This window comes from Ruegeria sp. CH11 (assembly GCF_056537105.1).
In genome coordinates this window covers 1-23,874 of the sequence record NZ_JBQFQX010000011.1, presented here as the reverse complement: position 1 = coordinate 23,874, position 23,874 = coordinate 1, and the positions used below count along the sequence as shown (strand labels likewise).

Genomic DNA, 23,874 nt, shown 5'->3' with positions numbered 1-23,874 from the left:
GAACAGCCATGACAGCCCAATCGAAACTGATCTCTGACGAAACACAGATGGCGAATGCGATCCGTGTTCTGGCCATGGATGCAATTGAACAGGCAAACTCCGGCCATCCCGGTGCGCCGATGGGAATGGCCGATGTTGCCACGGTTCTGTTCAACCGTTTCATCAAGATCGACCCCACCGACCACGCGTGGCCTGACCGGGACCGCTTTGTCCTGAGCGCGGGCCACGGCTCGATGCTGGTTTATTCGATCAATCATCTGCTGGGTTACGATGACATGGACGCCAAGCAGCTGCGCAATTTCCGACAGCTGGGCTATCGCACGGCGGGACATCCCGAATACGGCCATGCCAAGGGAATTGAAACGACAACGGGTCCACTGGGCCAGGGTTTGGCCACTGCTGTTGGCATGGCTTTGGCCGAGCGGATGCAAAACGCACGCTTTGGCGATGAACTGGTCGATCACTTTACCTATGTTTTGGCCGGAGACGGTTGTTTGATGGAAGGTGTCAGCCAAGAGGCCATCGACCTCGCGGGTCATCTGGGGCTGGGTCGTCTGATCCTGTGCTGGGATGACAACGGCATTACCATCGACGGAACAACCGATCTGTCCACCTCGACGGATCAACCCGGACGGTTCGAAGCGGCAGGATGGCACGTTCAGTCAATTGACGGGCATGATAACGAGGCCATCGCAGCCGCCATTCAGGCAGCGCAGGCCGAGACCGGGCGACCTTCGATGATCGCTTGCCGATCGACGATCGGCAAAGGAGCACCGAACAAAGCTGGCAGTCACAAGGTCCACGGTGCACCTCTGGGGGCCGAAGAAATCGCCGCAACCCGCGCCGCGCTTGGCTGGACAGCGCCTCCCTTCGAAACTCCACCCGAAGTCGCCAATGCTTGGCTGGCAGTAAGCCAGCGCGGTGCCAAGGAACGGGCCAGCTGGCAAAATCGGAAGGCGATGCATCCCAAAGCCAAGGAGTTCGATGCAACGCTGGCACCCGTTGATCACCATACGCTTGGCAGGGCAATCGCCGCACACAAGGCAAGCATTTCGAGCGAAAAACCCAAACTCGCTACGCGAAAAGCGTCTGAGATGGCATTGGAAGTGGTTAACGCGGTATTGCCCAACTCGGTGGGCGGTTCAGCAGACCTGACCGGATCAAACAACACCAGAACCGGCGACATGCGCCCCGTGACCCGAGACGATTACTCAGGCGACTATCTTCACTATGGCATCCGGGAACACGGAATGTCAGCGGCGATGAACGGCATCGCCTTGCATGGCGGGTTTTTCACCTATGGTGGCACTTTTCTTGCCTTCGCAGATTATTGCCGCCCCGCAATCCGACTGTCTGCGCTGATGCAGGTGCCGGTAGCCTATGTGATGACACATGACTCGATTGGTCTGGGCGAAGACGGCCCGACCCACCAGCCGGTTGAAACCATTGCCTCACTGCGCGCCATGCCGAACCTGACCGTGATCCGCCCCGCGGACGGGGTCGAAACCGCCGAGGCCTGGGAAATTGCAGCAACAGCCACGACAACGCCCACATTGCTTTGCCTGTCGCGGCAGGGGCTGCCAACGATACGTACGGTTCACGACGCGACGAACCTGACGGCGCGCGGCGCTTATGTGCTGCGCGAGCCCGAGGCCGAACGAGACGTTACCCTGATTGCTACCGGATCAGAGGTCGAGATTGCGCTGCAAGCCGCCGATCTTCTGGCCGAGAAATCCATCAATGCGGCCGTTGTATCGGCACCCAGCTTTGATCTGTTTGAGGCGCAACCGCTTGAATATCAGGTCGAAGTTCTTGGCACTGGCCCACGCGTCGGCGTCGAAGCCGCCGTGTCTCAGGGATGGCACAGATGGTTGGGTCACGACAGTGCCTATGTCGGGATGACGGGCTTCGGAGCGTCGGCACCTGCCCCCGACCTGTACCAACATTTCAATATAACAGCCGACGCTGTCGCCAAAGCCGCAGCGGGCCTTCTGAGCGAAGATTGAAGGAGATCAAATGTCTGTAAAAGTTGCAATTAACGGCTTTGGCCGAATTGGTCGCAATGTGTTGCGCGGAATTCAGGAATCCGGCCGCAACGATGTCGAAGTTGTCGCGATCAACGATTTGGGGCCGGTTGATATGAACGCCCATCTTCTGCGCTATGACAGCGTGCACGGCAGATTCCCCGGCGACATCAACGCGACGGACAGTTCGATCGATGTCGGATCCGGCCCGATTGAGGTTACGGCCATTCGCGACCCCAAAGATCTGCCCTGGCAAGGGGTGGATGTGGCGTTGGAATGTACCGGCATCTTTACCGCCCGCGACCAGGCGGCGAAACATCTCGAAAACGGTTCAAAGCGGGTGTTGGTGTCCGCTCCGGCCAGCGGCGCCGACAATACCATCGTGTACGGGGTCAACCACAAAACGCTGCGGTCGGCGGACACCGTGGTTTCGAACGCCTCCTGCACAACCAATTGTCTTAGCCCGGTGGCGCAGGTGCTGAACGAGGCAATTGGTATCCGTCGCGGTTTCATGACCACGGTTCATTCCTACACGGGCGATCAGCCATCGCTGGACGTGATGCGCAAGGATTTCTATCGCGCCCGGGCGGCCTCACTGAGCATGGTGCCGACATCGACCGGTGCTGCCAAGGCGGTGGGCCTGGTGCTGCCGGAACTGGATGGCAAGCTTGATGGCGTAGCTATCCGGGTGCCGACCCCCAATGTTTCCGTGGTCGATCTGGTCTTTGAGGCCGAACGCGACACCACAGTCGACGAGGTCAACAACGCGATCCGATCTGCCGCCGACGGCCCGCTTGCAGGTGTTCTGGGCTATACGGACGATCCCAATGTATCGATGGATTTCAACCATGATCCGCATTCGTCCATTTTCCACATGGACCAGACCAAGGTGATGGGCGGAAACATGGTCCGAATCCTCAGCTGGTACGACAACGAGTGGGGATTCTCGAACCGAATGGCAGATACTGCGGTTGCCATGGGCAGGCTGATCTGATGCAGCTGCCGCGGATCACTGACATGGATGTGGCAGGCAAACGCCTGCTGGTGCGCGCTGACCTGAACGTCCCCGTCGAGGATCGTCGGGTGACGGACACCACCCGCATTGACCGTTTTGCTGCGGGTATGAAACCTCTGCTGGAGAAAGGCGCGCGGCTGGTTGTCCTGACCCATTTCGGACGGCCAAATCCGAATGAGCTTGATCCGGCCTATTCGGTCGACAAGCTGCGCCCGTATCTTGCAGACGCCTTGGGTGCTTCGGTTCGGTTCTCTGATGTCTGTGCCGGTGAATCCGCCCGCATCCACAGCTCTCAACTGTCGGATGGCGAAGCGATGCTGTGCGAAAACCTGCGTTACAATGCGGGGGAAACGGGGAATGACCCAAAGTTTGCCGCCGAACTGGCTGAATTGGGGGATATCTACGTCAACGATGCGTTTTCGTGTTCGCATCGCGCCCACGCGTCGACAGACGCCCTGTCTCGGATGATGCCATCAGCGGCGGGTCCTTTGCTGGTCGAAGAGATCGACGCGCTTGGCGCGGCACTGGAATCGCCTGGATCACCTGCGGTTGCTATCGTCGGTGGTGCCAAGGTTTCGACCAAAATTCCTGTCCTGAAAAATCTGGTCGGCAAGCTGGACGCGATAATCATCGCGGGCGGTATGGCCAACACCTTCCTTTATGCTGACGGCGCGCCAATGGGGAAATCGCTTCACGAGGCGGACCAGATTGACACCGTAAAGGAAATTCGCGCGTTGGCTGCGCAATCCGGGTGCCAGTTGGTGCTGCCGATCGACAGCGCCTGTGCCACCCAATTTGCCAAGGGCGCCGACCGTCATGTGTTTGCGGCGCAGGAGTGCCCTGATGACATGATGATTCTGGATGCGGGCCCTGCCTCGGTCGAGGAATTCACGCGCATCCTGACCTCTGCTCGAACGATCCTGTGGAACGGACCGCTTGGCGCCTTTGAAATCCCGCCCTTCGATGCGGCGACGGTCGCGCTTGCAAAGGTGGCGGCAAAAGTAACGAATGATGGCACCGCAATCTCGGTCGCCGGAGGTGGCGACACAGTTGCAGCGCTGAATGCAGCCGGGGTCACCGATCAATTCACATATGTCTCTTCCGCCGGAGGGGCGTTTCTGGAATGGCTGGAGGGCAAGACGCTCCCCGGTATCGCGGCCCTGTTGCGGGCCGGTCAAGCCGCCTGAGGAGGAACCGACACATGGCACTGATCACCTTGCGCCAGCTTTTGGACCACGCCGCCGAGCATGGCTATGGCGTACCAGCATTCAATATCAACAATATGGAACAGGGCCTGGCAATCATGAATGCCGCCAAGGCCGTGGACAGCCCGGTGATCCTTCAGGCCAGCCGGGGCGCACGGTCATACGCAGGCGACATCATGCTGCGTCACATGGTTCTGGCATTGGCTGAGATGTACCCGGACAATCCGATCTGCCTGCATCAGGATCATGGGAACAACGAACAAACCTGCCTGTCGGCCATCCAGCACGGGTTTACGTCGGTGATGATGGACGGCTCGCTTGAGGCGGATATGAAAACGCCAGCGTCATATGAATACAACGTTAACATCACCCGGGCCGTGTCTGAGATGGCCCATTGGGTTGGTGCCTCTGTCGAAGGTGAACTTGGAGTGCTGGGATCGTTGGAAACCGGCGAGGCCGCGAAAGAGGACGGATCGGGCGCCGAAGGCAAACTGTCGATGGACGACCTGCTGACCGACCCTGATCAGGCGGCAGATTTCGTCGCCAAGACCAAGGTCGATGCATTGGCGATTGCTTGCGGCACCTCGCACGGGGCGTACAAGTTCTCGCGCAAACCGGATGGCGAGATTCTGGCGATGGGTCGCATTGCCGAAATCCATGCGCGCATTCCCGATGTACACCTTGTGATGCACGGTTCATCATCTGTGCCGCAAGAGCTGCAGGATTTGATAAACGCCCATGGCGGGGATATGCCGCAAACTTACGGGGTGCCTGTCGAAGAAATCGAGAAAGGTATCAAGTCGGGTGTTCGCAAGGTCAATATCGACACCGATTGCCGGATGGCCATGACAGGCCAGTTCCGCAAAATCGCGGCCGAGAGCCCCTCGCAATTCGACCCGCGAAAGTTCCTTGTCCCGGCAATCAAAGAGATGGAGGACCTGTGCCGGGATCGCTTTGAACGGTTCGGAACGGCGGGCAATGCCTCCAAGATCAAGACCATCGCGCAGGATGACATGGCGGCGCGCTATGCCGCGGGCGCGCTGGACCCGGTTACCAGAAGCGCCGCAGCTGCATGACGGTTCGACGTCATATCGCTGCGGGCAACTGGAAAATGCACGGGCTGGGCGCGGATCTGGTTGAGCTGGCCGAAATTGCCAGCGCTGCGAAACCTCTCTCGGGGATCGTGACTCTGTTGTGCCTGCCAGCGACTTTACTTGACCGCGCGCGTGGTCGAGGCGTCGAATTGGGCGGCGAAGATTGCCATGTGCAGGCATCCGGCGCACATACCGGAGACCTCTCGGCCCGGATGTTGCGCGATGCAGGAGCGGATTTTGTTATCGTCGGGCATTCGGAACGGCGCAGTGACCACAAAGAGGCAAACGCCGATGTTGCGGCCAAGGCCAAGGCCGCATGGGCCGCAGACCTGACCGCGATCATCTGTATTGGCGAAACCGAGGACCAGTACCGTTCGGGACAGACAGCGAAGGTGATTGAGGCGCAGATCGCGGGCTCGGTTCCGAACGGTGCAAACCCCGAGAACACTGTGATTGCCTATGAACCCGTTTGGGCTATCGGCACCGGCCTCACGCCGGAGCCCGAAGACATCCAGACAACCCATGCCGCCATTCGCGCCAATTTGGCAGCCCGGCACCCACATGGAGGCGATATGTCGATCCTCTATGGCGGATCGGTCAAGCCTGCCAATGCGGATGTCATCTTTGCGGCACCTGATGTGGATGGTGGACTGGTTGGCGGGGCCTCGTTGAAAGCCGCCGATTTTGTTCCGATCATGCAAGCCCTGAATGCCAGCAAACGAGGTGCCAAATGAGCTTTGATCGTTCTGTGAAAATCGCACCCTCGATCCTGTCCGCCGATTTTGCCGATTTCGGACGCGAAATTCAGGCGATCGAAGCGCAAGGGGCGGATTGGGTGCATGTGGATGTCATGGACAACCACTTTGTCCCGAACCTTACCTTTGGCCCGCCAGCGGTCAAAGCCTTCCGCAAACATGTGAAGACGGTGATGGATGTGCATCTGATGATTGCTCCCGTAGACCCGTTCATCGAGGCTTATGCTGATGCCGGTGCAGACATCCTGACCGCGCATGTCGAAGCGGGGCCGCATATTCACCGTACCTTGCAAGCCATTCGCGGGGCCGGAATGAAAGCGGGCGTTGCGTTGAACCCGGCGACACCGGCCGAGGCGGTCTCTCATGTCCTGGATTTGTGCGATCTCGTGTGTGTCATGACAGTAAATCCCGGTTTCGGAGGCCAGAAATTCATCGACATGACGGCAAAAATCAGGGCATTGCGGCAGATGATCGGTGACCGCGAGGTCCACATCGAAATTGACGGCGGGGTAGACCCGGATACAGCGCCGCTGGTCCGCAATGCCGGGGCGGATGTGCTGGTCGCAGGTTCCGCAGTGTTTCGGGGCGGCTCGGTCGAGGCGCCGGACGCCTATGGCCGGAACATTTCCGCCATCCGGGCTGCGGCAGGCGATTGATCAGATCAGGCGACAGGAGACCTCAGATGGCTGAAACAACTCCGGTTTGCGATTTCGGACGCCCTGCCCCCGAGTTTTCGCTTCAGGCGACGGATGGCAGGATTGTTGGACTGGCAGATGTTGCCGGCGCAAACGGAACTCTGGTCATGTTCATCTGCAACCACTGCCCTTATGTTCTGGCGGTGCTGGACAGGATCATCCGAGACGCGCACGAGCTACAGAATCTTGGCATTGGCGTTGTTGCGATTTCGGCCAACGATGTGGACGCCTATCCGGCGGACAGTTTCGACAACATGAGGCGGATGGCGGAAAGTCGAGGGTTTCCTTTTCCCTATCTTTACGACCAAGACCAAAGCGTCGCCCGGGCCTATGGCGCGGTCTGCACACCCGATTTCTTTGGCTACGATGCCGGTTTCGGATTGCAATACCGGGGGCGGCTGGACGCGTCGGGCCGACAGGAAGGTCCCAGTGATCTGCGGCGGGATTTGTTTCGGGCCATGAAGCAAGTCGCAGAAACCGGACGGGGGCCGAAAGATCAGGTTCCCTCGATCGGCTGCTCAATAAAATGGAAGGTGAACTAGCAATGGCTCGGATTGTTTTTGATCTCGACGGCACGCTGATCGACAGCGCGCTCGATCTGCACAACATCGCATGTGAAATCATGCGCGAAGAGGGCCTTTCGCCGATTACCGTTGACCAGGCGCGTTCGTTCATAGGCCATGGCGTCGATACGTTTGTCACCAAGCTCAGAAAGGTGCGCCAGATACCGGATGCCGATCACGACCGCATTCTTGGCATGTTCAAAGACCGATATCAGGACGCGGTTCATCTGACCCTGATCTATCCGGGCGTCAAACAGGCACTTGAGGGACTGACACGGGCCGGTCATAGCCTAGGAGTTTGCACCAACAAGCCCCTCGGCCCCTGTCTGGCGGTGCTGAAACATCTGGAACTCGATCGGTATTTTCATGTGGTGCGCGCGGGCGACAGTCTGCCGGTTCACAAGCCCGATCCAGCCCCCTTGCATTCCGCCTTTGCAGACATGCCTCCGGGACACGAGATCTATGTCGGCGACAGCGAGGTCGATGCGGAAACGGCAATGCGCGCGAAGGTTCCGTTCCTGCTGTACACCAAAGGGTATCGCAAGAAACCAGTCGGCCTGATCCCACACACTCAGTCCTTTTGCCACTTTGACAACCTGTCGGATCTTGTGGACGCGCTGTTGGCCGAGACTGAAGAAGCCCGCACAGCCTGAGGCAAAGCCGCTTGCGCGAGCCGGTCGGAATTGGGGCGGATGCTAAGGCGTTTCGCCTGTTCGTTTGATCCGGCGTTTATTTCAGAGTTTTAGGTGTATGTTTCAGAATTTGGCCGTTTGCGGCCAAAAATCCTGAATGGGCGCACATTTTTGCGCCCCGTAGCGGGTATTGAGCGCCCATCCAACACATCCATTCACAAATCAGCGAAGCCAATACTCGGCCGTATCCTGCCTATGGCATAACTGCAGCAGAACGAGCTTGTATCGGCAAAGTCGAGTCATGTTCGTATATGCATATCGCCCCTGCCCTGCTCCGGCTTTTGTTCGGGCGCGCTTTGCCGCAGGTTTGGCGTTAATGCAGGCGATGGGAATGTGTAAGTGACTGAAGGAAGCAGATAAGGACATGAAAATGGCTTTGGGCAGCATGCAGGCCGCTCCGCAATCCGCAAAGGACATTCGTGGCGTTCCGATTTCTTATGTAGATGTAAATGCGATTGATGCGCTGGAGCATGCTATTGAGATGGCCCTGTCCTTTCGTGGTGAGTCGATTGCCACCATTGATGCGGTTCTGGCCGAACACCCGCGCTTTGTTATGGGCTGGCTGTTCAAGGCCGGGTGGCTGACGCAATCGATGGAAACGCGGGTTTATCCTGAGTTCATCGAAGCGATTAATCGCGCCGAGCAGCTCTCGGGACTGGCCAACACTCGAGAAAAGGGCCATCTGGCAGCCGCCAAAGCCTGGGCCGCAGGTGATTTCTTTGGGGCGGTTCAGAAATGGGAAGAGGTGCTGACTCAATATCCCAAAGATCTGTTCGCGCTGGGATTGATCCACTACACAATGGTTTTGCTGGGCGATGTCCCGGGCCAGCGCGATGTGGTTGCGCGTGTCTTCAACCAATGGGACGCAGACATCCCCGGTTATGAGTTTGTTTTGGGTTTCTATGCCTTTGGGCTGGAAGAAAACCGCGATTTCACTCATGCAGAGGACCTGGCGCGACAGGCTTTGGATATCCGCCCCGACAACCCTTATGCGATCCACGCGGTCAGCCACGTGATGGAGATGCGCGGGCGGCAATCCTGCGGAATCAAGTTCATGAAAGACCGTGCCGACCTCTGGAGCACGTCGAATTTCGCAAACCATCTGTGGTGGCACACGTCGCTCTATCATCTCGATCTGGAACAGTATGATCACGTCTATGGCATCTTCGACCAACATCTGGATTCCAGACGCAAGGATGGCAACAAATACGAAGAGCTCGACGCCGCAGCCCTGCTGTGGCGCATGAACCTTGCTGGTCAGGACAGCGGTGACCGTTGGGTTCATCTGGCGAACAAATGGGAACCCGCAGCGCAAGACACGCTTTATGCGTTCAACGATGTGCATGCGATGATGACATTTGCGTCCGATGGGCGCGAAAAGGCGCAAGACCTGTTGGTCAATGCAAACAAGCGCTATCTCGAAAGTGCCTCGGATGCGAACGCAGCCATGAGCCGTGAAATCGGAATGCCGTTCTGTCTGGCCATTCAGGATTTCAAACGCGAGGATTACGCCGCGTGCGTGGATCGTTTGCTGCCGGTTCGCTACATGACGCACCGGTTGGGGGGCAGCTTTGCCCAAAGGGACATAATTGGCTGGACCTTGCTCGAGGCCGCTTTGCGTGCAAAACGCTTTGATCTGGCATTGGGGTTGGCCAATGAACGCACGGGTCTGAAACCCACATCGGTTCAGAACTGGCGGGCCGTTGCGCGTGCGCTGCGAGGTTTGGGCAATATCGGCAGGGCTGACCAGGCCATGGCGAAAGCCGACGCGCTTGCCTCTGCCTGACATGTAACGATCATTCCTGCCCGGGGCCTATCGGGGCAGGAACGCGCCATCCATTTCCACAACTTCTTCCCAGATGGTTTTCGCGGCGGGTGAATCCGGAATGTTAAGCGGCTTGATCAGATGCCAATGCCGATGCAACGGGAGGCCATTCAGGTTCAGGCTGACCAGACGTCCCGTTTTCAGCTCTTCCATCACCGTGTGCTTGGACAACATCGCAATACCGAGCCCGGCTATGACCGCCTGTTTGATTGTCTCGTTTCCGCCCATGACAGCGACCCGATAGCTTTGCCCCGCCCCGATATCATCCAAAAAGCGCGCCATCAGAATGCGGGTGCCCGACCCTTCTTCGCGGGCGATGAACGTCTCTTTCAAAAGCGCCTCGGACGGCACGGCGCTGAGTCCGGCCAGCTTGTGCTCGGGGTTTGCGATCAGGATATAGGGATGCGATCCGATGGTGGCCGAGACCAGTTCAGGCGATTTCGGAGGGCGGCCCATGATCGCCAGATGCAGGGCTTTTGCATCCAGCATGGCGATGATCTGTTCTCGGTTGCCGATGGCCAGATCAATCTCGATATCGGGGAGTCTGGCATTCAGATCTGCAACAAGTGACGGTGCGAAATACTTTCCCGTACTGACAACACCCAACCGGATATGGCCTTTTTTACCCTCTCGCAGCGCCTCGATATCGCGCATGCTCTTCTCAAGCTCAGAGTTGATGCGCGCCGCGGCAGCGACAAGGATTTGACCTGCTTCCGTGGCCTTCATTGGCCCGGACCCACTGCGGATGATCAGCGGCGTATCGACGATTTCTTCCAGGTTCTTCAATTGGGTATGCACAGCGGGGGATGTCAGGTTCAGTTCCTGAGACGCTCCGGAGAACGAGCCATGGCGGCTGACCGCGCTCAGCGCCAAGAGCGAACGCAAGTTCTGGTATCTCCGGATCATCTTTAACATAGGTTAAGCCTCGTTTCCTATATTTAAATATCATTAACGGAAGGAAACATAAATACTCTTCTTAAGCTATTGAAGCTGGCAGAGGAGATTCGCTTATGTCACAGCTGACTTCCATTAACGACGTGGACGTGTCTGGCCGTCGCCTATTGGTACGCGCTGATCTGAACGTACCGATCCAGGATGGCAAAATCACGGATATGACACGGATCAATCGGTTCGCCGATGGTATGCGCCCGTTGCTGAAAAAGGGTGCCAAACTGGTTGTTTTGACCCACCGGGGCAGACCTGACCGGCCCTTTGACCAGTCGCTGTCAAACGAGAAGATCAGAAAGGCCCTGTCGGATGCGCTGCAGGCGCCGGTCTGGTTTTCTGCCTATTCGACCGGCCCCTCCAGCGAGAGCTTTGCCAGCCGTCTGGGCGAAGGACAGGTATTGCTGTGCGAGAATGTGCGCTTTCTGAAAGGCGAAACCGCAAATGACCTTGAAGTGGCCGCTGGCCTTTCCCGTCTGGGCGAGGTCTTTGTTAACGATGCGTTTTCAAGCGCGCATCGTGCGCATTCCTCGATCGAAGGCGTCACTCGTTTCCTGCCCTCTTTCGCCGGTCCACTGATGCTGGACGAAATCGACGCGCTTTCCCATACATTGGATACCCCTGACCAACCTGCTGTTGCGGTGATTGGGGCGGACACGCTGTCCAGCAAAGCATCGATCCTTATGAATCTTGCCGGAAAGCTGGACAAGCTGATCATCGGAGGGAAGATTGCGAATACCTTCCTTCATGCAAGTGGTACACCCATCGGTCAGTCTCAGTTCGAGGCAGATCACCTGGATACTGTCGCAGAAATCCGGGCACGCGCCGAAGCTGCTGGATGCAAGATCCTGCTTCCGGTCGACCTCGTCGTCTCCCGGGACGGGGGTCAAGCCACCGAGACGGTCGACCGAACATCGTGCCCGCAGGACGCGACGATTCTGGACGTCGGACCCAAAAGTGTCGAGCGCTTCAAAGAAGCGCTCGGGTCGGCCTGCGCAATTCTGTGGAATGGCCCGATCGGACGCGTGGCGGATGAAACCTCGACAGTGGGTCTTGCGCAAGAGGCCGCGCGGATCACGCGCCTGGGCAAGTCGATTACCGTCGCTGGTGGGCGCGAAACCGTGCGCGCACTGAACCAGGCTGGCGTTTCGGACGACTTTTCCTATGTGTCGACCGCGCGCGGAGCCTTTCTAGAAAGCCTGAGCGGAAGAAACCTGCCGGGCATCGCCGCGTTGAAAGGCGCGCAGTGCGCATCATGACTTTACGGGCCCTGATCTTTGACGTCGATGGAACACTGGCTGAAACCGAAGTGGTCCATCGCGTCGCCTACAACACCGCTTTCGCCGAAGCCGGACTGGATTGGTATTGGAGCGAGGAGGCATTCATCAAGATCCTGCGCCACGCCGGAGCCAAAGAGCAGATGCGCGCCTATGCCAAGCGGGTTGGCACCCCGCTTTCGGAACCCGAAATCGTTCATCTTCACGACCGCAAGATGCGTGCCTATCGCGAAATGCTCAGGGAAGGTGACCGATTGAAACTGCGCGACGGCGTGCGGGACCTGATCGCGCGGGCGCGCCATAAGGGCCTAAAAATAGCCGTTTCGACCGCATCACACAGGATGAATGTCGAATCGCTCTGTCACGCCTGTTGGGGCACGTCCGCCGACCGCATTTTCAACGTCATCGCAACCGGCGAGGAAGTTCGTTCTAAGAAACCATCACCGGACGTTTACCATTTGGCGCTGAACCGATTGGGGGTCCACCCAGACGAGGCCTTGGCTATTGAAGACAGTCAGAACGGACTGCGCGCCGGATTGGCCGCAGGTTTACGCGTCTTGGTCACCCCGTCAGACTTTACGCGCTCAGATGACTTTTCCGGAGCCACCTGGATTCGCAACAGCCTGGCCCTGGATACGCTGCCGAATGTACTGTCCGAGGTGCTCAAAGACGACGCCACCCCAGCCTTGCTGCAGATGGCGCGCTAAAATGGAGCCAGATCAGACACCAGCGAGAAGCGGTTCGAAATGCCTGTCAGCTACAAATTCATGGCGTCCTGAAACGGGGCATAGCTGATCGGCCATTCTGCTGAAACTTCGAGCGATGCATTTTTGATCACTCGATCTCGTCATCGCCGACGTTACCTCACTCGCTTCTCGCCGAGAAGATATACAAGTCCATTCGAACGGATCCACGTTTCCGAAATAGGCAATCTCACGCGACGCCAACGGCGTCTTTGCCCCAAGTTCGGGGTATTCGTATCGCTTGAACAGCTGCGAGAAATTGGCGAAATACATGAACTTGGCCGCGTTGAAATCGACCGCTGGATTCACAAGATGCTGACTGGACTGCACCAGTTTCCGATCATCATATGCGCGCAACTGCCGGAACCGCAGACGGGTTTCTTCCAGCTCAGCCTCGCCAAATGGCTTCGACTGAAACGCCATCGAGGTTTTGCCGAACCGCGTATTGCTTGAGCCCTGCGCAGTTGACAGGGTCGACATCATCCGTGCCGAGGCAATCAACCCGGACCCGATCTTTGAATAGGTCGTTTCGGTTATGAAAAACGGAGGCTTCAACGCGCAGGGATGGCAGACGACCGATATTTTGTCGTCTTCCGACACCTCGATGTCTCGGTTGTAATTCAGAGACGTGTAGATGAAGCTCGCGTAAATTCGATGCCCATTCTCGGAAATCCATTCGGACGGACGTTTCGCGGTCAGCGTAGAGATCCATTTCCAATGCAGATTCCCTGCATGCGTCAAACAGAAATGTTCGGACAGGCCAAAAATATCCAGATGCGGCATTCCAGCGAAAAAGCTGTCGTGGGTTGCTAACATCGTGTCACCTCCTTGGATCGGAGTTATCCCGCTGGCGCTTTGAGCTTTTCGTACAGGGAAAGGGCCGAACACGCGCCGCATTTCGCGCAGCCTGCGGTCATTTCTTCGGACTTGATGCCGCTTTCCCGCAGCATCTTGCCAATGGGCATCAGAATTTCGTGCATAAAGCCCGATGACGGGGTCGGGTGGCTTTCCATCGGGGTCCCCGAGATCGGTACGAACGGCACGACGAACGGGTAAACCCCAATGTCGATCAGGCGTTCGCTCATGTCGATGATCTGTTCCTTGGTGTCCCCCAGCCCAGCCAGGATATAGGTGGATACCTCACCGCGGCCGAAGACTTCGACCGCCGCCTCGAAAGCTTCGAAATAACGATCAACCGACACTTGCGCTTTGCCGGGCATAACCTCTGCGCGAACCTCTTCACTGACAGCCTCAAGATGCATCCCCAGCGAGTCGATGCCGGCATCTTTCATGCGCTGGAACCAGTCATCCGTGTCGGGCGGTTCGCACTGGCCTTGAATGGGCAGATCGACGCGCGCCTTAACACCTTCGGCGCTTTCACACAGAATGTGGGCACCCCGGTCCTTGGTGGGCGGTGTCCCGGTCGTCATGATCATCTGCGTTACGCCGTCCAGCTCAACTGCGGCCTTTGCGACCTCGCCCAGCTGTTCCGGCGTTTTGCGTTCGATGGTGCGGCCGGCTGCCAAAGACTGACCGATCGAGCAGAACTTGCAGGTCTTGGTGCGACTTTGATACCGGATGCAGGTTTGCAGGATCGTTGTTGCCAGCACATCCTTGCTGTGCAGCGCAGCAATATGAGAATAGGGAATGCCGTCTGCCGTGCTGCAATCGTAAAACTTCGGGCGAAACGGGAACTTTACGCGCCCAACATCCACGCCATCGCGGCGAACGCGGCTATTGCCCTCGGCATCGGGAGCGTCGACAACATAGGGGCTGCTGAAAGCCGGTGCCGTGTGAACCGGAATCATGACGGTCTTGTCGTTGATGGTCAGGGCGGTGTGGTCCGAGGGACCGGCACCCCCTCTGCGGCTTTCGCCACTATTTTTCGGATCGACAAGGCGTACGCCGTTTGACTGCAGTTCATTGATAAGTTCTTCACCACTCATCGGCCGCGCGGGCTTGGCGGTTTCGGGTTGGTCGTAGGCACGAGCGACGCTCATTTTTTGGTTTCCTCCCGGTCTTGATTGGGGTGGTCCAAACACCTCCGTCAGGCCACCCAAGGGACCTATTGCGCCTTTGAATCTGGCAACATCCATCCCAAGCAACGCCTCGGCTTCCCCCGCCGATCATTGGCATTGATTGCTGCCATTTCACGCTACTTTCGCAAAAAATAGAACAATCAATTGTTCCTGTCAATGTAATAGTATTGGAAATAATATTTCCCATATGTATATGAAGTTTCTGCTGATATTTGCCCATTCAACGCCAATTGTCGGAAAATTTCGCTAGTTTGCTCACAGCACTCTTGACCGGATTTAGATATACAATATACAGTCAATCATAGAAACAAACAGGTTTTGACCGTATATGGAAAATTGGCTCCCCACTCTCGCCGACGATGGAAACCCCCGCTATATGGCGCTGGCAAACGCCATAGCTGAGGATATCCATACAGGCCGATTGTCCGTCGGTGACCGATTGCCGCCACAGCGGGAGCTGGCTGAGAGACTGTCAATTCACTTCACGACCGTCGCACGAGGTTATGTGGAGGCAAATGCCCGGGGTCTGATCGAATCGAAGGTCGGACGGGGTACGTTTGTCAGCAAGCAGACCCGCAGCGAAGCTCATGTTTTTCCCGACCGCCCCGCCGATGCGTCCATGAACCTGCCCCCGGAACCTCATGACGCAGAACTGGCGCGAAAAATGCGGACCGGCGCGCAGTACGTGGTCGAGGATATTGTATCCTTGCTCAGGTACCAGGGGGCTGCGGGGGGTGACGCGGACAAGCAAGCCGCCCTGACATGGCTCAGCCGGAGGTCAATGACCCCGAAGCAAGATCGCCTGCTTATAGCGCCCGGCGCACAGGCAGCGCTGGATGGCATCCTGCACGCAACCACGAAACCCGGGGATACGATTCTATGCGAGAACATCACCTATCCCGGCATTCGGTCGCTCGCCGCCCAGCACCGCCTGAATCTGGTTGGTCTGACGATGGACGAGGATGGGATCGATCCGCAAGCGCTGCAGGATGCATGCGAATCTCACGCGCCAAAAGCGCTCTATCTGAATCCCACTCTTCAAAACCCGACCACTCTGACAATTCCGATTGAGCGGCGCCGCGAACTGGCCGCAATCGCGCGTAAATACAACGTACCGATTCTCGAAGATGACGCTTACGGCCTCATACCGGCGCGGGGCCAGCAACCAGCCCCATTTGCCTCGATCGCGCCAGAACTGACCTGGCATATTGCAGGCCTTTCAAAATGCATTGGCGCAGGTTTGCGAGTGGCCTATGTCATCGCCCCTGATGCGCGCAGCGCCTGGCCGTTGTTGTCAGCGATGCGAGCGACATTTGTCATGGCTTCACCGCTTACAGTTGCTGTTGTGACCAAGTGGATCGAGGACGGAACAGCGACCAGTATATTGCGCGCCGTGCGCAACGAGACGATCGAACGCAACAAGCTGGCCCGGCGCATTCTGCCCGAAGGCTCGTTCCGCAGCGATCCGCTTAGCTTCAGTATCTGGCTGGAACTGCCCGCACCCTGGACCCGAACCGCGTTTGTTGAACACATGCGGTCGAAGAACATTGGTGTTGTTGCCAGCGATGCATTCGTGGTCGACCGTGTCGCGCCGGAAGCTGTCAGAATGTGCCTCGGCGGTCCCGCGACACGCGGGCAGATCGAATCCACGCTCGGCTTTGCGGCGCACGCCCTGACCGAATCTCCGGCGCTGACTTCGGCGTTTCTATGAGAACAGATTGCCCCCTGGCCCTATTCGCCACGCAACGCTACCCAGACCAATTCGGCCTCTTCTTCGCCGACATTCTTCCATTTGTGCGGAATTTCACCGCTGAAATGCAACGAGTCTCCGGCAGCCAGGTGGTATTCGGTTTTCCCTACCTGAAACTCGACCTCTCCCGAAAGAACGTGCACAAGCTCTTCGCCGGAATGGCGCAAAAGCTTGCGTCCGCTGCTGGCGTCGGGCTTCATGACCGCGATCGCGGCTGCGGCCCGGAATTGTTGATAGGGACCGGTGATGCCTTCAAGATTCAGACCCTTGTGCGGCGTAAAAACGATCGTGCGATCATCTCGCTTGGTGTGCAAAACCGGCTCGGGAAGATCGTCGCCATCTTCGATAAAGTAATTTACCGGCACTCCCAGAGCATTACTGAGTTTCAGCAGGGTCGTGATCGTGGGCACCATATCACTGCGTTCGATCTTGTGGATCGCAGGGCCGGACACGTCGCTTTTCGCCGACAATTGTTGCAAGGACATGCCTTGCTCACTGCGCAGGTCCAACAGCTTCTGCCCCACGCGACTTACAATTTTTTCAACCTCGTCCGTCTTGGCCGCAGGACGAACCGATTGGTTGGTGGTCTGTTTCTTGCTTTGCTTTTGCACCGAAATCTCCGGATCAGACAATCAAATCAATTCACAGGGCAGAAACGTGCGTGCGACGCGCCACGCAGGGCAACACGTCGACCGGTCCATTCCCATTGTGCTCAGCAAGCCTCGGGCGACGCAGACGCCTGATAACTATACGTAACACATCCTGTAGCTTCCGAGATACATCATGACACAAGAAACCAAAAGTCTAAACGACCAGCTTGGAAATATTGTCGAGACCGTACGTGCATACGCGGGCGTCACCGGGAAAAAGGCCATCAACGGCGCCAGCCGGTTTGTTAAACATGAAGACCCGATTCACGGGCCCGGCGATGATGGAGCTGTCGTCGATGTAGACGGCACTCATATCATCGGATGCGGCGAAGCGATCCTGCCCGCATTTTATCAACACGACCCTTACGGGGCCGGAATCGCGGCCGTTCTAGCAAATGTAAACGACGTGGCCGCAATGGGGGGCGTACCCAAAGGGATCGTCAATACGGTCGTCGGCCCCAGGGAAACCACGGATACCGCCTTGCGCGGCCTTCAGGATGCGGCGGAAATGTACGATGTCCCGATCATCGGAGGGCATCTGACCCAGAACGCAGACACCTATGCCCTATCGGCCTTTGCACTTGGCCATGCCGACAAGATTCTGTCGATGGCAAATGTCCAGCCGGGGATGGCCTTGCTATTCGTCGCCTGCTTGAACGGACGCATGCGAGAGGATTTCCCTTTCTTCACCTCGCTCGACACACAAGGACCGACCCTCGCGCGTGATGTCAGATTGCTTGCCAAAGTCGCTTCTTCGGGTGCTGCACTGGCGGCCAAGGATGTTTCAATGGCAGGCTCGCTCGGGTCTCTGGCGATGTTGCTTGAATATTCGCGCTGCGGCGCACAGCTCGATATGGAAAAACACCCGATGCCTGCAGGGGTCGATCCCGCCCGCTGGTTGATTTCTTTCCCAACATACGCCTTCTGGCTGGCGACCGAGCATGACCGCATCAGTGAATGCGTCAAACTGTTCGAGGCCCATGATCTGGTCTGCGCCCATGTTGGCGACACGACGGCCAGTCCTGAGATTATCCTGAATCACTCGGGATCGAGCCTGTCTCTGATGGACCTCAGCCGCGAGAGCATTACCGGATTGTGGGACTGACCCCTAGCCTGTGGGACAAAGCGGCGTCTGCTGCTCGCGCGCCAGCCATTCTACCGACATTCCGTCCGGACGGCCTGGCCAGTCCAACGGTGGCGCTGTTGTTAGATCGAACAGCATCGGTTGATGCGGGATGCCAAAGGACATCGTTTGCTCGCCATCGCAGGTCCACCCCAACCGCTGAAAGAAGTTCACATTGGCCAGCTGAACGCTGGCCTCCATCTCGGACCCGCCTTTGACAGCGGCGGTTGCCGTGGCAAACCGGACAAGATGGGCGCCAACAATTGTGCGGTGGCGTTGCAATACGGCAAGCCGATCACCTTTCCACCTGCCAGATGCGTTCACCGGATAAAGGCGCACTGCCCCTGCGCATTCACCCTTTCTGGCAGCAAGGGCGTGAACAACTTCGGGGTTGTGATCGTGTTCGTCAACATCGGTCAGGGTGAGAACGCCTTGCTCGAGAACAAATACCCGATGGCGGATCGCGTAATGTGCGGCCAGATCATCGCCGCGGTCGGCCGCCCAAACTGGAATACGTTTCTTCTGCATTGCGGGCACCCCCTCTGAACGCGCGCAGAGGTTCAAAACGCGAATCCCCGTCGCGAAAGCACCCCTGCGCCGCTGCCCGATCTTAGCATAGCTGCGACGTTTCGTCTACAATAGTAGATGATCCTCGGATCGGAATCGCCAATCGATTTCAGGACCAATCCGTGCGGATTCTTTTGCGCAGAACATCTCGTGCCGCAGTCAATTCGGCCGCCGCCGCGTATTCCGTCCAGTCGGCAAGACCCGGTTCGGCATCAACCAATTGCCCGGTCTTACGGTCCACCCGAATGACAGACAGCGAATAAAGAACGCCGGCGCCCGAGGGCTCTGGTTGCGTGATCGTGACAATAGCAAGCCCCGAGGCAAGATGCATTTCGGTGCAACCATATGGATCGAGAAGGCCGTGTGACAGATCTCCGGTTTCGTTCAGAATGACCCATTCCTGTTTGGAATCCTGAGCGTCCTTGATCGCGTTAGAAAGCTTAGATGCTTGGTTTTCCTCAAAAATCCTTCTTTCACGCATTGCAAACGCAGCACCTGAAACTTTGCTATGAGGCAGGGTGTCTGCCCCGATCTCCAAAGCCTGCGTGGCTCGGACATAAAATTCCTCAGCTTTGGGCCAGGCAGCCTCGAGAGCTTCGGGTGTTTTGAACTCGACCAGGATGTCCGACATCGAGCGGATTGTGGTGACGATCTTCTTGTATTGCTCGGGATCCATCGCCGAGATTGAAAACAGCTGTTGTTCACATTCCGACCAGAACTGACGCGGATGTCCTGCGTTTGGAGTCAGCATTACGGTTTTCTCCCATTCTTGGCCAAACGCACACGCACGCACCCCGGCCACATCACATTTATCTTGTGTCGGATACGATATGCTGTTAATTATCCGAAAGTCTAATTCACTTTAATACATTCCGGAGGCGATAGCCAGTTTTCTGTGCGCCGACGAAATGTTTCGAATGAATAAAACGATGGGAGGTCGTCGTGAGCAAAACAGCGGTCGTAGCGCTGGGAGGAAACGCCCTGACACAAGAAGGTCAGGACGGAACCCAAGAAGAACAATATGCCAACGCAATCGCGATGGCCAAATCCGTGCGTTCGCTATTGCGGCAAGGCTGGAAGATCATCATCGTCCACGGCAACGGCCCGCAGGTTGGCAATCTGGCCATTCAGCACGAAGAAGGTGCCAAACTGGTCCCGGCGCAACCCTTGTTTGCGCTCGGCGCGATGACGCAAGGAGCGTTGGGCAGCCTGATCTCGCTTGCGATGCACGAAATCTGCGGCGAAGAATGCTCTGGCATCGTCTCGGTCGTGACCCATGTGGTTGTTGACCCAAATGATGCTGCCTTCGAGAACCCAACCAAACCCATTGGCCCCTTCTTCTCCGAAGCGGAAGCAAAAGAATTTTCCGACAGTCGCGGCTGGTCCATGATTCAGGATTCAGGCCGCGGTTATCGGCGGGTCGTCCCCTCCCCCGAACCCAAAGCGACGTTAGAAGCAGAAGCGATCGCCCAGTTGACTGAGGCTGGCAATATCGTCGTCGCGGCGGGTGGCGGAGGAATTCCGGTCATGCAGGATGGCGGTATCTATAAAGGCGTCGACGCTGTTGTCGATAAGGATTTTGCAGCCGAGCGAATTGCCGACGCGGCCAATGCGGACGCATTGGTCATGGTAACAGGCGTTCCAACGGTTATGCTGGACTTTGGCAAACCCACTCAGCGCGCAGTCGAGCATTTGTCGGTTTCCGAGGCGCGACAGCACTTGGAAGATGGACAATTCCCGCCTGGCAGCATGGGCCCCAAAATGGAGGCCGCAATGAAATTCGTGAAGGGAGACGGATCGAACCCGAACCGTCTGGCGGCAATTACTACGCCGGAACTCGTCTACGGAACGCTGGCTGAAACCTCTGGCGGTGTGGTCGAAGGTGGGGTCGGAACCTGCATCACGGCGGATACCGCCATTGCCGATCGCTCGAACAAGGAAGTTGCCTAATGCCCAGTCTCGTATCCGTTCACCAAAATTCCTACAAAGACAGCGTAAAGCTTCTTGAAGCAACGCGCGCTTTGTTGAGTGCTGACGGCGTTCAATGGGGCTGGGCCTTCATGGCAACGCCGGCAAATGTCGAAGCAGCTGTACAGGAAGGTGCCTCTGACGGTCTGGACAGTGCGGGGGCCAACGATCTGGTTCTGGCCGTGCGGGCTGATGATGATGACGCTGCCAAAGCCGCACTTGAAACCGCTTCGGGCATCCTGTTCGAAGCCGCCAGTGCGGCAGATGGTGACGAAGAGAAGATTGCGCCCGACCTTGCCTCGGCCGTGAAAGAGCAACCCGACTCCAATCTGGCCATTGTGTCGGTACCCGGAGCCTATGCCGCACTTGAGGCGCATAAAGCACTTAGCGCCGGGCTGAACGTTCTGCTGTTCAGTGACAATGTCCCGCTGGAAGACGAAGTTGCGCTGAAGAAACGCGCGCAAGAGCTTGGCTTGCTGGTCATGGGTCCGGGCGCGGGCACAGCCATGCTCGGCGGCACCGGACTGGCCTTCGCCAACCGTGTCAACAAAGGCTCGGTCGGCGTTCTGTCTGCAGCAGGCACCGGTGCGCAAGAGGTTATGAGCCTGCTTGATCGCTGGGGCATCGGCGTGTCTCATGTCATCGGACTTGGTGGCCGCGACCTTTCCCCGGAAGTTGGGGGGCTCATGGCGCAATCCGCCATCAAGGCATTGGACGCAGATCCGGACACCAAGACGATTTTGCTGGTCTCAAAACCGCCGTCCAAGGAAGTGGCCGAAATGCTGGTCGATCTGCCCAAGAAACCGATGGTCGCCGCCTATATCGGTTTGCAGGAAAAAATTCCGGCAGCGCTTCATATCAAAGTCTGCAATACACTGGAACAAGGCGTACGTGATACCCTGCCCTTCCACGGCCTGACCCCGCCGGAAATCGTCGGCGATTTGCCCACTCGACTGGACAAAATCATCAATAATATGGACGCGGGTCGCACCCGATTGTCCGGCCTCTATAGCGGCGGTACGTTGTGTTACGAGGCGATGACGATCGCAACTCAGCGGATTGGCCCGATCCATTCCAACATCCCCCTGGACAAAAGCTGGACGCTCGACTCTGCGGCGCCCGACGCACATGTCTTCCTCGACCTCGGTGAAGAAGAATATACCGATGGCCGCCCTCACCCCATGATCGACACCGAAGCCCGGATCGAGTTCATGCGCAAACAGATCGGCGACCCCTCGCTTGCTGCCGTTCTGTTGGATGTGGTGATCGGAGATGGCGCCCATGAAGACCCCGCCAGCGTTCTGGGCCCCGTCGCTGGCGAGATCGTCGCCTCAGGCGTGCCGGTGATCGTCTATGTTCTTGGCACCGACAGCGATCCACAAGCATTTGACCGACAACGGAAAACCTTTGAAGAGGCTGGCTGCGTCGTGACGGAAACTGCTGCTCGCGCAGCTCTGGCTGCCTGCGCTTTGGTCAAGCGGGACTCTTCCATTGTGTCCGAGGACCTGGCCGTACCTTTACAAACCACCAAAACCGATCACCCCGCTTTCGCCGATCTGGGCGCATCGGGATGATCTAGACAGAAACGGAAAGATATGACGGATTCCCTTCCCCGCGTTGCCCTGACGACCTATTCGATCAAGCCCCGAGGCGGCGTTGTCCATACTCTGGAACTGGCAGAAGCACTTCAGGACGCGGGGATCGACGTCACCGTCATCGCAATGGGAGAACCCGACGCAGGGTTTTTTCGCGATCTGTCCGTTCCCTATGAGATCGTCAAGACGCCCGAATGGCGTGATTCACTTGAAGACCGGGTGTTCAGCTGGATCGATGCCATGGAAGCCGGGCTGAAAGCCATGGGCGATCGCTTTGACATCGTGCACAGTCAGGATTGTATCTCGGCCCGCGCGGCGGCCCGGGTCCGGGATGCTGGCGCCGGATTCAAACTTATCCGTACCGTGCATCATGTGGATGACTTCACAACCGAAGCACTGATCAATTGTCAGAAACAGGCCATTCTGGAACCAGATGAAGTTCTGGTGGTCAGCAAGCTGTGGCAGGACATTCTGCGCAGAGACTACGGCGTCGACGCAAAGATCGTAACAAATGGTGTTCGCGCGGATCGGTTTGCTCAGCAGATCACCGACGACCGTCGCTCGGATCTGAGATCCCGCGCGGGACTGGTTAATGGATCTTCGGATCGGTTCATGTATCTGACGGTTGGCGGGATCGAGCCCCGTAAAGGAAGCCGTCACCTGATCGATGCACTGGCCAAGTTGAAATCCGAGCGTGACGACGCGCCAGTGTTGGCGGTGATTGGCGGGCATTCTTTTCAGGATTATCGTGCCTATCGCGAAGATGTTCTGGGCTCATTGCCTGAACTCGGGCTGGAGTTGGGCAAGGACGTCGTCCTGCTTGGCACCATCGACGACGAGGAATTCCCACAATGGTTTTCAGCCGCAGACGGGTTTGTGTTTCCATCGGTCAACGAAGGTTGGGGGTTGGTCATTCTCGAAGCAGCCAGTGCGTCGCTGCCCGTGGTGGCCTCCGATATCGACGTCTTCCACGAATTCCTCATGCATGATCAGGATGCCATTCTGACCCGCACCGCTGACGCCAACTCTCTGGCTTCGGGTATGGCACGTTTACTGGACGAGCCCGAAACCGTCGAGCGCCTGACAACAAACGGCCCAGAGTTGGCCGCGCGCTTCAGCTGGTCGAACACGGCGCAACAGCATATCGATATCTATTCATAAACGCGTTTCTCGCGTCGCGGCCCGAACCATCCCTCGGATGTTTCATCCAAAAGCGTTCCCTTGATTCCGCAAGAGCGATTACTGTTTGGCGTCCGCTGTTCTGAATAGCAGTAGGAAGACGAAGATTGATCCGATTGAGGTTGTTACGATGCCGACGGGCAGTTCTTGTGGAGCGAGGAGCAGTCGGC

The 23,874-nt window shown here is 57.5% G+C and carries 22 protein-coding genes; 16 read left to right on the top strand and 6 right to left on the bottom strand.

Going from position 1 to position 23,874, the window contains the following annotated elements; genetic code table 11:
- Positions 1–8 precede the first annotated feature (8 nt).
- The 9 genes from tkt (at position 9) to ACR0LX_RS15955 (ending at position 9,829) form a co-directional block, all read left to right on the top strand.
- Positions 9–2,006, top strand: a complete 1,998-nt coding sequence (tkt, locus tag ACR0LX_RS15995; protein WP_480784568.1) for a transketolase — start codon at positions 9–11, stop codon at positions 2,004–2,006.
- Positions 2,007–2,016: 10 nt separating this feature from the next.
- On the top strand, positions 2,017–3,018 hold the full coding sequence (gene gap, locus ACR0LX_RS15990; protein ID WP_480784567.1) for a type I glyceraldehyde-3-phosphate dehydrogenase: 1,002 nt from the start codon (positions 2,017–2,019) through the stop codon (positions 3,016–3,018).
- A complete protein-coding gene (locus ACR0LX_RS15985; RefSeq protein WP_480784566.1) occupies positions 3,018–4,226 on the top strand; it encodes a phosphoglycerate kinase in 1,209 nt (402 codons plus the stop codon). Before gap ends, ACR0LX_RS15985 begins: the two co-directional genes overlap by 1 nt.
- Before the next feature lie 14 nt (positions 4,227–4,240).
- Entirely contained in the window at positions 4,241–5,320 is a 1,080-nt protein-coding gene (gene fba, locus ACR0LX_RS15980) for a class II fructose-bisphosphate aldolase (RefSeq protein WP_480784565.1), read from the top strand.
- Positions 5,317–6,072 carry a triose-phosphate isomerase gene (tpiA, locus tag ACR0LX_RS15975; RefSeq protein ID WP_480784564.1) on the top strand — a complete coding sequence of 252 codons (756 nt, stop codon included), beginning with the start codon at positions 5,317–5,319 and terminating at the stop codon, positions 6,070–6,072. The genes fba and tpiA overlap by 4 nt, the downstream gene beginning before the upstream one ends.
- Entirely contained in the window at positions 6,069–6,749 is a 681-nt protein-coding gene (rpe, locus tag ACR0LX_RS15970; RefSeq protein ID WP_480575889.1) for a ribulose-phosphate 3-epimerase, read from the top strand. Before tpiA ends, rpe begins: the two co-directional genes overlap by 4 nt.
- 26 nt (positions 6,750–6,775) lie before the next feature.
- Positions 6,776–7,330 carry a thioredoxin family protein gene (locus ACR0LX_RS15965; RefSeq protein ID WP_480784563.1) on the top strand — a complete coding sequence of 185 codons (555 nt, stop codon included), beginning with the start codon at positions 6,776–6,778 and terminating at the stop codon, positions 7,328–7,330.
- A 2-nt stretch (positions 7,331–7,332) separates the two neighbouring features.
- On the top strand, positions 7,333–8,004 hold the full coding sequence (locus ACR0LX_RS15960; RefSeq protein ID WP_480784562.1) for an HAD-IA family hydrolase: 672 nt from the start codon (positions 7,333–7,335) through the stop codon (positions 8,002–8,004).
- Positions 8,005–8,413: 409 nt separating this feature from the next.
- Positions 8,414–9,829, top strand: a complete 1,416-nt coding sequence (locus tag ACR0LX_RS15955; RefSeq protein ID WP_480784561.1) for a tetratricopeptide repeat protein — start codon at positions 8,414–8,416, stop codon at positions 9,827–9,829.
- Between the two features lie 27 nt (positions 9,830–9,856).
- Here the strand turns inward: ACR0LX_RS15955 and ACR0LX_RS15950 are convergent, their stop codons facing one another.
- On the bottom strand, positions 9,857–10,753 hold the full coding sequence (locus ACR0LX_RS15950) for a LysR family transcriptional regulator (protein ID WP_480784560.1): 897 nt from the start codon (positions 10,751–10,753) through the stop codon (positions 9,857–9,859).
- A 125-nt stretch (positions 10,754–10,878) separates the two neighbouring features.
- On the opposite strand from ACR0LX_RS15950, the gene ACR0LX_RS15945 reads away from it, so the two are divergent.
- Both ACR0LX_RS15945 and ACR0LX_RS15940 read left to right on the top strand, forming a co-directional pair.
- Positions 10,879–12,072: a phosphoglycerate kinase gene (locus ACR0LX_RS15945; protein WP_480784559.1), complete on the top strand. Its 1,194-nt coding sequence runs from the start codon at positions 10,879–10,881 to the stop codon at positions 12,070–12,072.
- Positions 12,069–12,797 carry an HAD-IA family hydrolase gene (locus tag ACR0LX_RS15940; protein WP_480784558.1) on the top strand — a complete coding sequence of 243 codons (729 nt, stop codon included), beginning with the start codon at positions 12,069–12,071 and terminating at the stop codon, positions 12,795–12,797. Before ACR0LX_RS15945 ends, ACR0LX_RS15940 begins: the two co-directional genes overlap by 4 nt.
- A gap of 12 nt (positions 12,798–12,809) precedes the next feature.
- Here ACR0LX_RS15940 and ACR0LX_RS15935 read toward each other — a convergent pair whose 3' ends face one another.
- Both ACR0LX_RS15935 and ACR0LX_RS15930 read right to left on the bottom strand, forming a co-directional pair.
- Positions 12,810–13,649 carry an LnmK family bifunctional acyltransferase/decarboxylase gene (locus ACR0LX_RS15935; protein ID WP_480784557.1) on the bottom strand — a complete coding sequence of 280 codons (840 nt, stop codon included), beginning with the start codon at positions 13,647–13,649 and terminating at the stop codon, positions 12,810–12,812.
- A 23-nt stretch (positions 13,650–13,672) separates the two neighbouring features.
- A complete protein-coding gene (locus ACR0LX_RS15930) occupies positions 13,673–14,833 on the bottom strand; it encodes an MSMEG_0568 family radical SAM protein (RefSeq protein WP_480784556.1) in 1,161 nt (386 codons plus the stop codon).
- A 367-nt stretch (positions 14,834–15,200) separates the two neighbouring features.
- Here ACR0LX_RS15930 and ACR0LX_RS15925 point away from each other — a divergent pair, with 367 nt between their 5' ends.
- Positions 15,201–16,583 carry an aminotransferase-like domain-containing protein gene (locus tag ACR0LX_RS15925; protein ID WP_480784555.1) on the top strand — a complete coding sequence of 461 codons (1,383 nt, stop codon included), beginning with the start codon at positions 15,201–15,203 and terminating at the stop codon, positions 16,581–16,583.
- A gap of 20 nt (positions 16,584–16,603) precedes the next feature.
- Here ACR0LX_RS15925 and ACR0LX_RS15920 read toward each other — a convergent pair whose 3' ends face one another.
- Complete coding sequence (locus tag ACR0LX_RS15920; RefSeq protein WP_480784554.1) at positions 16,604–17,233, bottom strand: helix-turn-helix domain-containing protein; 630 nt, start codon at positions 17,231–17,233, stop codon at positions 16,604–16,606.
- A 172-nt stretch (positions 17,234–17,405) separates the two neighbouring features.
- Between ACR0LX_RS15920 and ACR0LX_RS15915 the strand changes: the two genes are divergently transcribed.
- The gene (locus ACR0LX_RS15915) at positions 17,406–18,377 is read left to right on the top strand and encodes an AIR synthase related protein (RefSeq protein ID WP_480784553.1); all 972 of its coding nucleotides are present in this window, start codon (positions 17,406–17,408) and stop codon (positions 18,375–18,377) included.
- A gap of 3 nt (positions 18,378–18,380) precedes the next feature.
- Here ACR0LX_RS15915 and ACR0LX_RS15910 read toward each other — a convergent pair whose 3' ends face one another.
- Both ACR0LX_RS15910 and ACR0LX_RS15905 read right to left on the bottom strand, forming a co-directional pair.
- A complete protein-coding gene (locus ACR0LX_RS15910) occupies positions 18,381–18,923 on the bottom strand; it encodes an MSMEG_0567/Sll0786 family nitrogen starvation N-acetyltransferase (RefSeq protein ID WP_480575853.1) in 543 nt (180 codons plus the stop codon).
- A gap of 148 nt (positions 18,924–19,071) precedes the next feature.
- Positions 19,072–19,713 carry a hypothetical protein gene (locus ACR0LX_RS15905; RefSeq protein ID WP_480784552.1) on the bottom strand — a complete coding sequence of 214 codons (642 nt, stop codon included), beginning with the start codon at positions 19,711–19,713 and terminating at the stop codon, positions 19,072–19,074.
- A gap of 191 nt (positions 19,714–19,904) precedes the next feature.
- On the opposite strand from ACR0LX_RS15905, the gene ACR0LX_RS15900 reads away from it, so the two are divergent.
- From ACR0LX_RS15900 to ACR0LX_RS15890, 3 genes are read left to right on the top strand one after another with little or no spacing between them, the layout of a single operon-like run.
- A complete protein-coding gene (locus ACR0LX_RS15900) occupies positions 19,905–20,912 on the top strand; it encodes a carbamate kinase (protein ID WP_480784551.1) in 1,008 nt (335 codons plus the stop codon).
- Positions 20,912–22,504 carry an acyl-CoA synthetase FdrA gene (locus ACR0LX_RS15895; protein WP_480784550.1) on the top strand — a complete coding sequence of 531 codons (1,593 nt, stop codon included), beginning with the start codon at positions 20,912–20,914 and terminating at the stop codon, positions 22,502–22,504. Before ACR0LX_RS15900 ends, ACR0LX_RS15895 begins: the two co-directional genes overlap by 1 nt.
- Positions 22,505–22,525: 21 nt before the next feature.
- Positions 22,526–23,686, top strand: a complete 1,161-nt coding sequence (locus tag ACR0LX_RS15890) for an MSMEG_0565 family glycosyltransferase (RefSeq protein WP_480784549.1) — start codon at positions 22,526–22,528, stop codon at positions 23,684–23,686.
- Positions 23,687–23,874 lie beyond the last annotated feature (188 nt).

Excerpts from the sequence above, each read along its gene's own strand:
- tkt (WP_480784568.1), top strand. The coding sequence starts at position 9 with ATGACAGCCCAATCGAAACTGATCTCTGACGAAACACAGATGGCGAAT.
- gap (WP_480784567.1), top strand. The coding sequence starts at position 2,017 with ATGTCTGTAAAAGTTGCAATTAACGGCTTTGGCCGAATTGGTCGCAAT.
- ACR0LX_RS15985 (WP_480784566.1), top strand. The coding sequence starts at position 3,018 with ATGCAGCTGCCGCGGATCACTGACATGGATGTGGCAGGCAAACGCCTG.
- fba (WP_480784565.1), top strand. The coding sequence starts at position 4,241 with ATGGCACTGATCACCTTGCGCCAGCTTTTGGACCACGCCGCCGAGCAT.
- tpiA (WP_480784564.1), top strand. The coding sequence starts at position 5,317 with ATGACGGTTCGACGTCATATCGCTGCGGGCAACTGGAAAATGCACGGG.
- rpe (WP_480575889.1), top strand. The coding sequence starts at position 6,069 with ATGAGCTTTGATCGTTCTGTGAAAATCGCACCCTCGATCCTGTCCGCC.
- ACR0LX_RS15965 (WP_480784563.1), top strand. The coding sequence starts at position 6,776 with ATGGCTGAAACAACTCCGGTTTGCGATTTCGGACGCCCTGCCCCCGAG.
- ACR0LX_RS15960 (WP_480784562.1), top strand. The coding sequence starts at position 7,333 with ATGGCTCGGATTGTTTTTGATCTCGACGGCACGCTGATCGACAGCGCG.
- ACR0LX_RS15955 (WP_480784561.1), top strand. The coding sequence starts at position 8,414 with ATGGCTTTGGGCAGCATGCAGGCCGCTCCGCAATCCGCAAAGGACATT.
- ACR0LX_RS15945 (WP_480784559.1), top strand. The coding sequence starts at position 10,879 with ATGTCACAGCTGACTTCCATTAACGACGTGGACGTGTCTGGCCGTCGC.
- ACR0LX_RS15940 (WP_480784558.1), top strand. The coding sequence starts at position 12,069 with ATGACTTTACGGGCCCTGATCTTTGACGTCGATGGAACACTGGCTGAA.
- ACR0LX_RS15935 (WP_480784557.1), bottom strand. The coding sequence starts at position 13,649 with ATGTTAGCAACCCACGACAGCTTTTTCGCTGGAATGCCGCATCTGGAT.
- ACR0LX_RS15930 (WP_480784556.1), bottom strand. The coding sequence starts at position 14,833 with ATGAGCGTCGCTCGTGCCTACGACCAACCCGAAACCGCCAAGCCCGCG.
- ACR0LX_RS15925 (WP_480784555.1), top strand. The coding sequence starts at position 15,201 with ATGGAAAATTGGCTCCCCACTCTCGCCGACGATGGAAACCCCCGCTAT.
- ACR0LX_RS15915 (WP_480784553.1), top strand. The coding sequence starts at position 17,406 with ATGACACAAGAAACCAAAAGTCTAAACGACCAGCTTGGAAATATTGTC.
- ACR0LX_RS15910 (WP_480575853.1), bottom strand. The coding sequence starts at position 18,923 with ATGCAGAAGAAACGTATTCCAGTTTGGGCGGCCGACCGCGGCGATGAT.
- ACR0LX_RS15905 (WP_480784552.1), bottom strand. The coding sequence starts at position 19,713 with ATGCTGACTCCAAACGCAGGACATCCGCGTCAGTTCTGGTCGGAATGT.
- ACR0LX_RS15895 (WP_480784550.1), top strand. The coding sequence starts at position 20,912 with ATGCCCAGTCTCGTATCCGTTCACCAAAATTCCTACAAAGACAGCGTA.
- ACR0LX_RS15890 (WP_480784549.1), top strand. The coding sequence starts at position 22,526 with ATGACGGATTCCCTTCCCCGCGTTGCCCTGACGACCTATTCGATCAAG.